General features: G+C 73.3%; 9 protein-coding genes and 1 pseudogene. 1 reads left to right on the top strand and 9 read right to left on the bottom strand.

Features of this window, described 5'->3' with window-relative positions; all coding sequences use genetic code 11:
- A complete protein-coding gene (locus tag B3G12_RS06185; RefSeq protein WP_145009555.1) occupies nucleotides 1–3,438 on the bottom strand; it encodes an ATP-dependent helicase in 3,438 nt (1,145 codons plus the stop codon).
- A gap of 366 nt (nucleotides 3,439–3,804) precedes the next feature.
- Here B3G12_RS06185 and B3G12_RS06180 point away from each other — a divergent pair, with 366 nt between their 5' ends.
- Nucleotides 3,805–4,503: a 3'-5' exonuclease gene (locus B3G12_RS06180; protein ID WP_144942204.1), complete on the top strand. Its 699-nt coding sequence runs from the start codon at nucleotides 3,805–3,807 to the stop codon at nucleotides 4,501–4,503.
- 243 nt (nucleotides 4,504–4,746) lie between these two features.
- On the opposite strand, the gene hemL is transcribed toward B3G12_RS06180, so the two are convergent.
- The 8 genes and pseudogenes from hemL to hemE form a co-directional block, all read right to left on the bottom strand.
- Nucleotides 4,747–6,066, bottom strand: a complete 1,320-nt coding sequence (gene hemL, locus B3G12_RS06175; RefSeq protein ID WP_144942087.1) for a glutamate-1-semialdehyde 2,1-aminomutase — start codon at nucleotides 6,064–6,066, stop codon at nucleotides 4,747–4,749.
- An 80-nt stretch (nucleotides 6,067–6,146) separates the two neighbouring features.
- Nucleotides 6,147–7,139: a porphobilinogen synthase gene (gene hemB / locus B3G12_RS06170; RefSeq protein WP_260983329.1), complete on the bottom strand. Its 993-nt coding sequence runs from the start codon at nucleotides 7,137–7,139 to the stop codon at nucleotides 6,147–6,149.
- Nucleotides 7,140–7,277: 138 nt separating this feature from the next.
- A pseudogene (locus B3G12_RS06165) lies at nucleotides 7,278–8,153 on the bottom strand (uroporphyrinogen-III synthase); the annotation flags it as partial.
- An 11-nt stretch (nucleotides 8,154–8,164) separates the two neighbouring features.
- A complete protein-coding gene (gene hemC / locus B3G12_RS06160) occupies nucleotides 8,165–9,109 on the bottom strand; it encodes a hydroxymethylbilane synthase (protein ID WP_144942083.1) in 945 nt (314 codons plus the stop codon).
- Entirely contained in the window at nucleotides 9,106–10,317 is a 1,212-nt protein-coding gene (locus tag B3G12_RS06155) for a ferrochelatase (RefSeq protein ID WP_144942081.1), read from the bottom strand. The genes hemC and B3G12_RS06155 overlap by 4 nt, the downstream gene beginning before the upstream one ends.
- A gap of 1 nt (nucleotide 10,318) precedes the next feature.
- Entirely contained in the window at nucleotides 10,319–11,047 is a 729-nt protein-coding gene (gene hemQ / locus B3G12_RS06150; protein WP_144942079.1) for a hydrogen peroxide-dependent heme synthase, read from the bottom strand.
- Nucleotides 11,048–11,152: 105 nt separating this feature from the next.
- A complete protein-coding gene (gene hemG, locus B3G12_RS06145; protein ID WP_290499632.1) occupies nucleotides 11,153–12,664 on the bottom strand; it encodes a protoporphyrinogen oxidase in 1,512 nt (503 codons plus the stop codon).
- Nucleotides 12,661–13,899, bottom strand: coding sequence for a uroporphyrinogen decarboxylase (gene hemE / locus B3G12_RS06140; RefSeq protein ID WP_144942075.1), 1,239 nt, complete (start codon nucleotides 13,897–13,899; stop codon nucleotides 12,661–12,663). Before hemE ends, hemG begins: the two co-directional genes overlap by 4 nt.
- Between the last annotated feature and the right edge of the window lie 120 nt (nucleotides 13,900–14,019).

Below are 14,019 nucleotides of genomic sequence, written 5' to 3'. Positions count from 1 at the left end.
TCACTTCTCCGTCACCTGTCTCCCCTGTGCGCACAGCGGGCACACCCACGGCACCGAGCACCGGATGCCGAACCCGGACTCCTGGGCCGCCGTGTGGCGCGCTTCGAACCGGGTTCCCGCCACCAGTGCGGCGGCCCGGGTGATGAGTTCCCTCGCCCAGCTCTGCTCCTCGTCCAGCGGCTCCTGCACCTGGACGCCCGGGGTCTTCGTGGCGTCCCCGAGCTGGACCAGCAGGGCACCACCAGGCTGGGCGAGCACGACTCCCTCGGGCAGCTCGATCCGCTCGGGCCGGTGCGCCTCGTGCAGGTCCTCGGCGCGGCTGAGCTCTGCCATGGCCTGCCCGGCCCCGGCCTGCAGCGCCACCTGGTACGCCGCGAGTTGGGGGTGCTCGGGGAGGTCCTCCTTGGAGGGCTTCGAGCGGCCCGTCTTCAGGTCCACCACCACATGGCGTCCGTGGGCGTCGACCTCGAGACGGTCCACCCGACCCGTGAGCAGCGCATCCCTGGCGGCGTCCCGCACGAGCACCTCGAAGCTTCCCTCCACGCCCACCAGCCGCCGTCCGTGCTTGCCACCCATGTCCCGGGCGTACTGGGCGAACTTGCGGAGCATCTCCTCCGCGCGCTCGAGCTCCTGCGCGCCCGTCCACCCGGCGGGCATGCCGAGCGCGGGCCAGCGGCGTCGCAGTTCGGCCACCAGTTCCGTGGCGTCCGCCTCCGGCATGTTCTCGGCGATGTCGTGGACCAGGGTGCCCAGGCTGCGGCTGAGGTCCGTGACCTCGGTGGCCCGGGCCTCGGCGACGAACCAGTCGAGTGGTGAACGGTGGATCGTCTCGATCTTGGACGGCGAGACACGCACCGCCTCCTCGGCGTCGAACAGTGCTTCCTCGCTGGAGAGCGGGGCGTGGCCCCACCACTCGTCGGGGGCCGCCCCGCGCACCGGTTGCGCCGCGGTGGCGAAATCGTGCAGCAGCCGAGCCGCTGCCTCCCGCTCGTGCTCGTCGGAGGCGCCGCTGGTCAGGGTGCGGCGCAGGGTGCCCGTGAGCTGCCGCAGGGTGAGGGGTTCGGGTGCGGTGAGGTGCTCGACGACCATCCCGGTGTCCTGTCCCTCGTTCCCTACCACCAGGTTCACGAACTCGGAGGGCTGCTCGTCCTGCGAGGCCACGGCAGTGACCACGAGACTCTCCCCCGCCCGGGAGACGGCGGTCGAGAACTGGCGCAGCTCGTCGAAGCGCACCTGCCGCAGCCGGTCCACCACCCCTAGCCGCAGGGCCTGCTCCGGCCCGTGGTCCAGCGCGTCCGTGAGGACGTCCGTGCCGAGCAGCTGCCCGCGCAGTGCCGTGTTGGGCCACACGCCCTGCTGCACGCCAGCCACCACCACGTGCTTCCACTCCCGTCCCGCGGACCCCGCCGGTGTCATCACCGCCACGTTGTCCTCAGCGGGCGCGCGCGCGGCGAGGGTGTCCATGGGCAGCTCCTGGTGGTCCATGTACTCCATGAACGCACGCGCCGTGGCGCCGGGAACCTGGTCCACGAAGCGCTCGGCGGCCTCGAACAGGCCGACAACGGCGTCCAGGTCCCGGTCCGCGCGCACCGACTCCGCTCCACCGGCCAGGGCACGACGGCGCCATCTCGGGGCAACGCCCGAGGCCTCCCACAGGGCCCACAGAACGGACTCCGCCGTGGCCCCCGGTTCCTGGAGCGCGTTCTGGCCCTCCAGCAGCATGTCCGCGACACGGGCGGCAGCGTCCGAGCGGACCTCCGCGAGTTCGAGGAGCACCCCGTCCGTGAGGGCCTGCACCAGGAGGACGTCGCTCGTGCGGCCACCGCCCGTGCGCAGCTCGTAGCCGCGCAGCTTCTGGCGGATCCGGCGGACCTCCATGGGTGAGGCGCCGCCGATCCGCGAGGTCAGCAGGGAGACGGCCGCGGTGGCAGTGAGCATGGTGCCGCGCTCGTCACGGTCCAGGTCCCCGGCGGCGTCTGTCCCGTCCCCGGTCTCTGTGTCTGTTGCTGTCTCAGCCGCACCGTCCGTCGCGTTCCTCAACGCGTCCTGGGGCCCGACGCCGCGGTCCTGCGCCGCCAGCAGGATGCGCAGGGCGTTGAGCAGGGGGATCACGGCGGGCTCGTCCCGCAGCGGCGTCTCCGCCGCGGAGGTGGTGGTGGGGACTCCCAATGCGGCGAGCTGACGGGTGAGCCCGGATAGCTGGGAGCCGCTGCGGACCACCACGGCCATCTCCCGGTACGGCACACCGTCCAGCACATGCAGCCGCAGGAAGTGGTCCGCACACCAGCGTGCCTGGGCGGTCGGCGACTCGAAGAGCGCCACCCGCACCGAGCCCACGCGGGCATCCTCACCCTCGGTCTCCGGCGGCGCGGGCGAGCGGTCGGTGCGGGCACCCGCCACGACGGACACCGCGCGCGCGACCCGCTGCCATGCCAGGTTCACCTGCCGCGGCATGCGGTGGCTCGTGCCGAGGTGCAGCCGTTGCAGGGGGTGGGCCGCAGTGGCCACCCGTTCCTCCAGGGTGCGCAACAGGTCCGGACGGGCGCCGCGGAATCCCTGCACTGTGGTGTCAGGATCCGCCGTGTAGACGGCGTCCCGGCCGCGCGTGAGCACACCGATGAGCCGGTGGGCCGAGGGGGTGGCCTCCTGGAGGTCGTCCACCAGCACGGCATCCAGCCGTTGCTGCTCCCGGGCGAGGAACTCGGGATTCTCCTCCAGGACGCCCGCGGCCCGGTCCACGAGCTCTGAGGGGTCGAACGCGTTCGGCATCCGCAGGGCCCGGATCTGCTGGTACTCGGCTCGGAACGCCGCGGCAGTGCGCCACTCCGGATGGCCGAGGGGCTCGGCCCAGGCCGCGAGCTGCTCAGGCGCCACACGGTACTCGTTCATCCGGTCGAAGAGCTCCCGCAGCTGCCCACGGAACCCCCGCGTGCCCAAGGCCTGGTCCAGTTCCGGGGGCCACACGACCGCGCCCCCGTACCCGGCCTCGTGGCCGCGCATCATCTCCGCGAGGAAGGCATCCTGCTCGGGCCCGGAGAGCAGGACGGGGGCGGTGGCGACCCCCGGGAGCAGTCCCTCGGCCAGCGCGCGCCGCAGGACGTCGAACGCGTAGGCCTGCCAGGCCCGCACGAGCGGCGTGCTGATGGTCGCTGCGGCCCGGCTGCTGACGAGGTCCCGCAGCGTGGCGGCGGTCTCCCGCGACGGCGTGAGCACGAGGATGCGCTGGGGATCCGCGCCAGCGGCGATGCGCCGCACCACGCCCTCGACCGTGACGGTGCTGCGACCCGTTCCCGGGGCGCCGAGGACCAGCACGGGACCGTGGCCGGGCGGCAGGTCCGCAACCCTCTCCTGAGCCGGGTCCAGCACCGCGGGGGCCTGGGCCGAGCCCAGTCCGCGCGGCGGCAGGACGCGCCAGGACGCTTCACGCTGCGTTTGCATGACCACATCAGACCACGGCGTTCCGACACTCATAAGCATGTCGGCGGCTCCCGGTACCGTGAGGTCATGGCTTCCGCGCACCGTCCCGAGGACTCCGACCAGCCCGCGCTCTTCGACGCGCCCACGCCGCCGGCCGGCGCCGGTGACCCGGCCCCGGAACCGGCGCTCCCTGGCCAGCCCGCCCTGTTCGAGGCACCGCACGTCAACTCCCCGCAGGTGGACGCCGCGCCGACGGCTCCCGCAGAACCGCCCCGGGACCTGGCGCCGCACGGCACCGCCGCGCCCGACGTCGTCGGCTCCCCGCAGCCGCCCGCCACGGGCGCACCGCTCAGTGGCGCCGCCGTGAACCCGCTCGAGGGCACCCTCGTGGACCCAGATTCGTCGTGGACCGACGGTCCCCGCGCGTGCTTCGACCTGGAGACCACCGGCCGGGACCCGCAGCAGGCGCGTATCGTGACGGCTTCCGTGGTGCTGGTCTCGCCCTCCGGGGACGTGCTGCGGGAGTGGGAGTGGCTTGCGGACCCCGAGGTCGAGATCCCCGAGGAGGCCGCGGCGGTGCACGGCGTGAGCACCGAGCGCGCCCGCGCGGAGGGCCGCCCCGCCGCGGAGGTCACCGCGGAGCTCGACGACGTCCTCGCCGGGCTCTGGGACCACGGTGTGCCGGTGCTCGCCTTCAACGCCGCCTACGACCTCACGGTCCTCGCGCGTGAGAACGAACGCCACGGCCTCACCGCGCCCGCACCGCTGCCCGTGCTCGACCCGTTCGTTCTCAACAAGCAGGTGCACCGCTATCGCCGCGGCAAGCGCACCCTGGGCGCGCTGTGCGAGGAGTACGGCGTGGTGCTCGACGCCGCCCACACCTCCGCCGCGGACGCCCTCGCCACCGAGCGCCTCGCCACCGCGCTCGCCACGCGCTTCGCCGAGCTGCGCCAGCCCGCCGCCCGGCTGCACGAGCAGCAGATCGGGTGGGCCGCCGAGCAGGCCGCCTCCCTGCAGGAGTACTTCCGGCGCAAGGATCCAGCCGCCGTGGTGGACGGCACCTGGCCCGTGCACCCGCGCCCCTGACGTCCTCCGCCCCGCGCACCCGCGCCCTGGTCACGGCCGCGCCGAGTCGCCCGCGCCTCTGGGCACCTCCGCTCCGAGCACCCTGGTGACCCCGCTGCCCGCTGACCCGCTGGCTCAGACGGCCCCGCTGCCCTGCCGACCTGCCGACCTGCCGAGAGAAAAACGGCGCGGCACCCCGTGAAGGGGGGCCGCGCCGTTGTCACATCCTCGCGGCCACCGTGTGCGGCGGCCCGGGGTGCCCGCTCAGTCCTGCGGCGGCTGCGCGGAGGCAGCGGCCTCCGCGGCGGCGGGCAGTGCCGAGAGGATCCGCTCCATCGCCGAGTCGTCGTGGGCCGCGGAGAGGAACCAGGCTTCGAAGACCGAGGGCGGGAGGTAGACCCCGGCATCGAGCATCGCGTGGAAGAACGGGGTGTAGCGGAAGCTCTCCTGCGCCTTGGCGTCCGCGTAGTCGTGCACGCCGTGCTCGCGGGTGCCGAACGCCACGGAGAAGAGGTTGCCCGCCTCCTGGAGCGAGTAGTCGAGCCCGGCGGCGTCGAACGCCTCGCGCAGCCCGGCGCGCAGCTGCTCCGAGCGCCGGTTGATGGTCTGGTACGCGATCCGGTCCGCGAGCTTCAGGGTGGCGAGGCCCGCGGCCATGGCCACGGGGTTCCCGGACAGCGTGCCCGCCTGGTAGACGGGACCCGTGGGCGCCAGGTGCTCCATGATCTCTCGGCGTCCGCCGAGTGCGGCAGTGGGCAGTCCCCCGCCGATGACCTTGCCGAACGTGAAGAGGTCCGGGGCCCAGTCCTCGCCGTGCTCGTTGCTCAGTCCCCAGTAGCCGGCCTCGTGCACACGGAAGCCCGTGAGGACCTCGTCGAGGATCATCAGGGCGCCGCTGTCCTGCGTGAGACGCCGGATCTCAGCGTTGAACTCGTTCGCCGGGGTGACCACGCCCATGTTGCAGGGGGCGGCCTCGGTGATGACGGCGGCGATCTCTCCCGGGTGCTCGGCGAAGACGGCCTCGAGGGCGGCGAGGTCGTTGTAGGGCACCACGAGCGTCTGGGCGGCCGTGGCGGCCGTGACTCCGGCGGAACCGGGCAGGGCGAGGGTGGCCACCCCGGAACCGGCTTCGGAGAGCAGGGAGTCCACGTGGCCGTGGTAGCAGCCGGCGAACTTCACCACGAGGTCCCGCCCGGTGTAGCCACGGGCCAGGCGCAGGGCCGTCATGGTGGCCTCCGTGCCCGTGGAGACCATGCGGATCTCCTCCAGAGGTGCCACGCGGTCCACCACGAGCTCCGCGAGCTCGGTCTCCCCGCGGGTCGAGGCACCGAAGCCCAGCCCACGCTCCACGGCCTCGTGCACGGCCTCGGTCACCACGGGGTGGGCGTGGCCCAGCAGGGCGGGACCCCACGAGCACACGAGATCCACGTACTCCCGGCCGTCCACGTCCGTGAGGTAGGGGCCCTTTGCTGCGGCGATGAACGGTGGGGTGCCGCCCACCGAGTTGAACGCGCGCACGGGGGAGTTCACTCCCCCGGGCATCACCCGACGGGCGCGGTCGAACAGTTCTTGCGAAACACTCATGAGATCACTTCATTCCTTTCGCCGGGAGCGGCTCCCGGGGACACCGTGGCGCGGCAGACCCACGCGCGGCGCTCGTGCGTTTACCGGCCGTTCTCATCACGGAACCACCGCGCGAGCTCCGTGGCGTAGTAGGTCAGGATTGAGTTCGCGCCCGCGCGCTTGATGGACAGCACGGACTCCCGCACAGCGGCGTCCCGGTTGATCCACCCGTTCGCGGCGGCGGCCTCGATCATCGCGTACTCCCCGGAGATCTGGTACGCGGAGACCGGCACCGGGGAGGCGTCCGCGACCTCGCGCAGAATGTCCAGGTAGCTCATGGCCGGCTTGACCATGACCATGTCCGCGCCCTCGTCGAGGTCCAGCTGCATCTCCAGCAGGGCCTCGCGGCGGTTGGCGGGATCCATCTGGTAGGCCTTGCGGTCCCCCGTGAGCGTGGAGTCCACGGCCTCGCGGAACGGTCCGTAGAAGGCGGAGGAGTACTTGGCGCTGTAGGCGAGAATCGAGGTCTCCTGCTGCCCGGCTGCGTCCAGCGCGGCACGGATCACGCCCACCTCACCGTCCATCATCCCGGACGGAGCCACCATGTGCGCTCCGGCCTGCGCCTGCACCACGCCCATGCGACCGTAGATCTCCAGGGTGCGGTCGTTGTCCACGCGGCCCTGCCCGTCCAGCACGCCGCAGTGGCCGTGGTCCGTGAACTCGTCAAGGCACAGATCCGACATCACCACGATCTCGTCCCCCACCTCTTCCCTCACGGCACGGATGCCGCGGTTGAGGATCCCCTCCGGGTCCAGCGCCGCCGAGCCCACCGCGTCGCGGGTCTCGGGGACACCGAAGATCATGAAGCCGCCGAGGCCGAGTTCCACGGCCTCCGCGGCCGCGCGCTTCAGCGAGTCCATGCTGTGCTGGACCACGCCCGGCATGGACGCGAGCGGCTGCGGCTCGCTCAGCCCCTCCTTGACGAAGACCGGCAGGATCAGCTCGGAGGGCGTCACCCGCGTCTCGGCCGCGAACCGGCGCATGGCGGGGGTGGCGCGCAGCCTGCGCGGGCGCGACACCAGGTTGTAGGACATCTCGTCGTCGTTCATCTTCTCGTTCTCCTGATCCGTGTCGGTGCAGGTCGTTGGTCGTGCGTCTGTTTCGGCCGTGGTGCGGCCGTCGGGTCGTGCGGTGCCGAGCGCGGCGTCGACCGCGTCCGCCAGGTCCCGCGGCGTCGGCCAGGTGGCGGTCACGGGGCTCAGGCCCCGTTCCCGCAGCGCGCGGGCGGTGGGCTCGCCGATCGCGACCCATGCGACGTCGGCGGCGGGCCGCTGCCCGTCGAGCAGTGCGGCGGCCCGCGACGGTGCCGTGACCACCACCGCGGTCACCTCACCCGCCGTACACGCGGCCCGGGCGGACTCGGGAGCCAGCTCCTTGACGGGCAGCTCCTCGGCCGTGTGCTCTCGGTCCGCCAGCCCGCCGCTCGCCGAGTTTCCGGCCAGGGGCTCGGGTTCACGACGCCGCACGGGCCGTTCCGCGGGCACGGGCACCATCTCGTACGCGGTCACCCGCCGCACGTCGTAGCCCAGCTCGCGCAGACCCTGGGCCAGCGTGTCCGAGCCGAGGGCCGAGACGGGAAGCAGGGCCAGCGGCGTCGTGCCCGTCCGCTGGGAAGCACGCGGAGCCTCCCGAGAATCCTCGTTGGACCGCGCGCCGGGATGCTCCGGCCACTGCGCCACCATGCCCGCCGCGCTCTGGACGCGGGACGGCACGAAGTCCAGCCCCACACCGTACTCCCCCAGCGCCCGGGCGGTGGCCTCTCCCACCGCGGCCACACGGAGCAGGCCCGTGGCGCGCGCCGCCTCCAGCTGCGCGCCCCAGCCCGGTGACTCCGCGACGGCGTCGAGCGCGGCCACCGTGGTGGCCGACGTCACGCACAGCCACGTGGGCGCGGACGGGTGAGCGGCCTGGTCGAGCAGCCCCGCCAACTCCGAGGGATCGGCCGGACGCTGCGCCTCCAGCATCGGGGACGCGCACGGCTCGTGGCCCCGCTCCCGCAGCAGCGCGGCGAGCTCGTGCGCTGCGGCGGGATCGCGGGTGATGAGCACGCGCGCTGGGGTCACAGGCTCAACCGCGCCAGTCGTCCGGCACCGTTGCCCAGCAGCTCCTGGGCCACGTGCGCACCCAGGGCCGCGGCACCCTCGAGGTCCGCGTCCGGCAGGGACGCCGCGTGCCGCATGACCTCGGAGCCGTCCGGGTCGGCCACGACCACCTCGAGCTCCAGGACACCGTCCACCAGGCGCGCGTACGTGCCCACCGGGGCCGCGCAGCCCGCTTCGAGCGTCGCCAGGACGGTGCGCTCCGCGGTGACGTCCAGGCGCGTGGGCAGGTGGTCCACGGCGGTCAGGCCGCGGGCCAGCCCGGTGTCCGGGTCCAGGTCCGCGCGCACCTCCAGCGCCAGCGCACCCTGCCCGGGAGCGGGGAGCATCAGGTGCGGGTCCAGGTACTGGGTGATCCGTCCCTCGAGTCCCAGCCGGATCAGTCCGGAGGCGGCCAGCACGACGGCGTCCAGATCTCCCGGGTCCGCCGGCGCCACGCGGTTGAGGCGGGTGCCCACGTTGCCGCGGATGTCCACGATGCGCAGGTCCGGGCGCAGGGCCCGCAGCTGCGCGACGCGCCGCGGCGAGCCCGTTCCCACGGCCGCCCCCTCGGGGAGCTCCTCCAGGGTGAGGCCGTCGCGGGCGCACAGGGCGTCCCGCGGGTCCTCGCGCTCGGGCAGCGCGGCGACCACGAGTCCCTCGACGTCCGCCGTGGGCAGGTCCTTGAGGGAGTGCACCGCGAGGTCCACGTCCCCGTCCAGCACGCGCGAGCGCAGGGCGGTCGCGAAGACGCCGGTGCCGCCCAGCTGGGACAGGGGACCTGTGAGGACGTCCCCCTCGGTGCGCACCGTGACGACCTCGTGCGCCACGCCGCTCGCGCGGGTCACCGCATCCGCCGCCCAGCGGGTCTGGGTCATCGCGAGCTGGGAGCCTCGAGTGCCCACGGTGAAGACGCCGGCGCTCACCGCAGGACCACCCCGCCGTCCGTGTCCAGGTCCACGGGGATGGGCTCCCCCTGCGGCCGCTGGGCGATCGTGGGCCGGGGCTCGTCCCGCCCGTGCAGCACCTTCACGCAGCAGTCGGGAGCGCACTCGTCGAACCACGTGCCGCGGGAGCACGCGGAGACTCGCGGCGGTGCGGTGGGGGTCCCCAGCCGCTGCTCCACGAGGTCCACCAGAGCGGCCACGAACTCGGGGTCCGTTCCCGCAGTGGGGATCCGCTCGAACTCGAGCTGCGCCTCGGCGGCGGCGTCTCGGGCCTCGGTGTCGAGGTCCCACATCACCTCCATGTGGTCGGAGACGAAGCCCAGCGGCACCACGGCCACGCCGGTCACGCCCTGCTCGGGGAGCGACTCGATGACGTCGCAGATGTCCGGCTCCAGCCACGGCGTGGACGGGGGCCCGGAACGGGACTGGTAGACCAGCTCCCACTCGACGTCGGCCATCTCCTCCCCCACCTGCTCCACGATCCAGCGCGCGGCCGCGAGGTGCTGGGCCACGTAGGCGGAGTCCCCCTCGAAGGCCATGCGCTGCGGGCCTGCGGCGTTGGCGTCCGTCATGGGCACCGAGTGGGTGGTGAACAGCACCCGCAGCCCGCCGTCCGTGCGGGAGCGCAGAGCCTGCAGCGAGTCGCGCAAGTTGCGCGCGTAGGGGCGCAGGAAACCCTCGGAGTCGTAGTACTGCCGGATCTTCTCCACGTGCATGACGTCCTGCAGCCCGGTCTCCTCGAGTCCCACGCCGTAGTCCTCTCGGTACTGGCGGCAGCTGGAGTAGCCCGAGTAGGCGCTCGTGGCCATCACCAGCAGGTCCGTGTAACCGCGCTCGTGGCACTCACGCAGCACGTCCGCCACGTACGGGTCCCAGTTGCGGTTGGCGAGCAGCACAGGCAGCTCAATCCCCCGCCGCGCGAGCTCCGCCTCGAGGGCGTCTCGCAACGCACGGTTCTGGGCGTTGATGGGGCTCACACCGCCGTTGGCACGGTAGTGCGTGGCCACCTCCTCGAGCCGTTCATCCGGGATGCCGCGCCCGCGCGTCACGTTGCGCAGGAACGGGATGACGTCCTCCTGGCCCTCGGGTCCGCCGAAGGACGAGAGGATCAGGGCCTGGAACTCGTGCGGCCGCGCGCTGCGCGCCGCGCTCAGGGCATTGGTCTGGTCGTTGCGGGTCTCAGTCATCTCAGGCGAGGACCTCTCCGATCTCGTCCGTGCGGATCCGGCGGCCCGTGTAGAAGGGGGTCTCCTCGCGCACGTGCAGCCGCGCCTCGGTGTTGCGGAAGTGGCGCATCACGTCCACGAGGTCCACCAGCTCCGGGGCCTCCAGCGCCAGCAGCCACTCGAAGTCGTTGAGCCCGAAGCACGCGATGGTGTTCGCGAGCACCTGGGGGTAGTCGCGCGCCTTCATGCCGTGGTTCTTGAGCATCTCGCCGCGGCGCTCGGGGTTCATGTAGTACCAGTCGTAGGAGCGCACGAACGGATACACGCACACCCAATCCCTGGGCTCTGCACCCCGGGCGAAGGCCGGCGAGTGGTTCGAGGTGAACTCGGCCTCGCGGTGCACGCCCATGGCGTTCCAGGACTGGCGGGTGCCGGCCACCAGCGGTTCCCGGCGCAGCTCGCGCACGGCGGCCTGCAGGGCGTCCGGCTTCCTGCCCGTCAGCCAGAGCATCAGGTCCGCGCTCTCGCGCATCCCGGAGACGTCGTACACGCCCCGCACGACCACGTCCCGCTCCGCCAGCCGCGCCACGAGTGTGTCGAAACTCTCCCTGTTGGCCGCCGAGTCCGCGTTCTGCGACCGGTCCCCCGTGCGCTCCAGCACCGTGTACTGGGACCAGTAGAGCTTGTCCTCGCCGCCCGGCGCGGCCTTCTGGCCGCCGTGCTCCTGTGTCTTCGCTGCGTGCTCACTCATCCTGCGCGTTCCTTTCCACGTCCTGTTCTCTTCCCGTCCGCGCCGCGCTCGCGGTGCCGTCAGAGCACCATTGCCCACGACGACGCCGCCCGCGCACCGCGGTGCCTAGTGCGGGCTCGTGCCCGCGCTCCCCGAGGGGGTGCCGGTGTCGTAGCCGTGGTGCTCCAGCAGCGTGCGGACCTGCTTTCGGGTGTCCGCGACAACCGCCGCGAGACCCGTTCCGGACAGCCACGCGCCCACGGCGGCGGCGTCCGGGATCTCCTTCAGCGCCCGGCGGAAGCCCGTGACTCGGGCGCTGTGCCCCGCATCCGTGCGTGGCAGCGCCGCGTGCCAGCGCACGACGTCCGCACCCACGAGCTGCTCCGGCTCGATGGGGACCCCCAGCAGCGTGCTGGCGTCCCCCAGGGCCAGGGCGATGAGGTGCTTGTCCTCCAGCGCCACTTCCGGGGAGGGGCCGGAGCCGCGCTGCGCCGCACGGCCGTAGGACAGCCGCAGGACGTGACGGTGCTCGCCGACCTCCCGCGCCACCCACTTCCACTTGGCGCTCGCGTGGGTCAGCGCCTTGGCGCTGACGTCTCGGACGTCCTCGCTCACGAGCAGCCCCGTGCCGCGCGGCGCGGGGTCCAGGGCGGGGCAGTCCAGCACGAGCGTGGCCAGCGCAATGCGCGGGCCGGGGCGCGGGGTGTAGTTCTGGGCGTCCTGCATGTGGCTGCCCATCAGCCGCACCGCGGTGGGCCCGTCCGTGGCCATCACGAGCAGCTCGCCGCGCGCCACAGCCGTCTTGTCCCCGTCCATGGGCTGGCGCTGGATGACCATCCAGCCCGGCCGGCGGGGATCGCGGTCCAGCGCGATCACGTCGTAGCGGGTGACGAGCTTGACGCCCAGCCGCTCGGCGTCGTCCACCAGGCGCTCGCTCAGCAGATTCATCCCGCCGTCGAGCCCCGCGACGTTCGAGCCGGCGGGGGTGATTTCGCGCAGCGCGCCGGCCGCGGCCCCCAGGCTGCCGAGCTCTCGCAGTCTGCTGCGCAGACCGGGCGTGACGGCGTCGACATCCAGACGGTCCGGGTGCATGGAGTAGACGCCGGAGACGAACGGGGACACGAGCCTGTCGACGACGCGCTGACCCATGCGGGCGCGCACGAGACCGCCCACGGTGCGCTCGCCGGCTCCCACGGTCGCGGGCAGCACCCGGTCCAGCCGTGCCCGCGCGAGTCCGGCGCGTCCCAGGGGGACGCGCAGCTCGGGGTCGGAGGGATCCGCGGGAATCCCCAGCACGCCCGAGTGCGGTGCGGGGATGGCGCCCTCGGGCAGGTAGAGCCAAGAGCCCGCCGGGTCCGGGGTGACCACCCGGTCCGCGAGACCGAGCTCGTCCAGCAGCTCCGGGACGGCGGTGGAACGGGTGGCGAAGGACTCGGCGCCGGAGTCCAGCACGAGTCCCGCAACCTGGTGTGCACCCACGGCCCCGCCGAAGTGGTCGGAGGCCTCCACCAGGGTCACGCGCAGCCCCGCCGCGGCGAGATCGCGTGCGGCCGTGAGACCCGCCACGCCGCCACCCACCACGAGTGCGGTCCGAGGGCGCCTGGGGGTGCGCCGTTTCTCACCGGAGGAAGTTGTCACCGGGTCTCCTTGTGGATGAAGGTCACGAGTTCGCTCAGCACGTCCGGGTCCGTCTCCGGGGGAACACCGTGGCCCAGGTTGACCACGTGTCCGGGTGCGGTGCGGCCGCGGCGCAGGACGTCCCGGGTGTGCTCGTGCAGGACCTCCCGCGGTGCGCCCAGCAGGGCGGGGTCGATGTTGCCCTGCACCACGGTACGCTCCCCCAGCCGCCGGGAGGCCTCGTCCAGCGGGATCCGGTAGTCCACGCCCACGGCGTCCGCACCGGCGTCGCGCATGGCACCCAGCAGCTCCCCCGTGCCGGTGCCGAAGTGGATCCGGGGCACGCCGAGGTCCTCGACCGCCGCGAGCGCCTGCGCAGAGTGCGCCCGGACGTGCTGCTCGTAGTCCGCGAGCGAGAGGGAGCCGGCCCATGAGTCGAACAGCTGCACGGCGCTCGCCCCGGCCTCGACCTGCGCCCGCAGGAACGCCCCGGAGGTGCGGGCCGCCCACTGCGCCAGGTCGTTCCAGGCCGAGGGGTCCGCGTGCATCATCGTGCGCGGCCGCAGGTGGTCCCGGGACGGCCCGCCCTCCACCGCGTAGGCGGCAATGGTGAACGGGGCTCCCGCGAAGCCGATCAGAGGGGTGTCCCCGAGCTCCGCGACGGTGCGGGACACAGCCTCGCGGATCGGGTCCAGGGCCGCGTCCGGCAGCTCGGGCAGGGCGGCGACGTCCGCGGCGGTGCGCACCGGATGCGCCAGCACCGGGCCGCGCCCGGCGACGATGTCCACGTCCACGGACGCGAGCTTCATGGGAACCACGATGTCCGAGAAGAAGATGGCGGCGTCCACGCCGTGGCGGCGCACCGGCTGCAGCGTGATCTCCGCCGCGAGGGCCGGGTCGAGGCACGCCTCGAGCATCCCCGTGCCTCGGCGCGCCTCGCGGTACTCCGGCAGGGAGCGGCCCGCCTGACGCATGAACCACACGGGGGTGTGCGGGACCGGCAGGGCGCACAGCGTGCGGATGAGAGCGGAGTCACGGACCGTGCCGTGCAGCGGGTGGCCCTGCGGCACGCGGGACAGGCGCCGGGCCCAGACTGCCTCGTGCACCCCTGCCGCGTCCGGGCCTGGCGTGCCCGGTCCTGGCGCGACCCGGCGGGACCCGCCCGTGCCGTCCGCCACGGTTGGCGCGGCCGCGGCGGGGGTCTCGCTGCTGAGGGGGTCGCGGTGGTCGCCGTCGCGCTCGATCTGGGAAGCCATAGTGCTCCCCATTGTGCCAAAGGAGACCTGGGAGTTTTGGCGACGGACTGTCCGTCCCGCCCGGTGCCGGGCCCGCCCGCCTGCCCGAGTCGAGGGGCTGCTCTTCCGGGCCCAGGGGCC

Source organism: Kocuria sp. UBA5001 (assembly GCF_002398425.1).
Classification (GTDB): domain Bacteria; phylum Actinomycetota; class Actinomycetes; order Actinomycetales; family Micrococcaceae; genus Kocuria; species Kocuria salsicia.
This window is presented reverse-complemented; position numbering and strand designations above follow the sequence as displayed.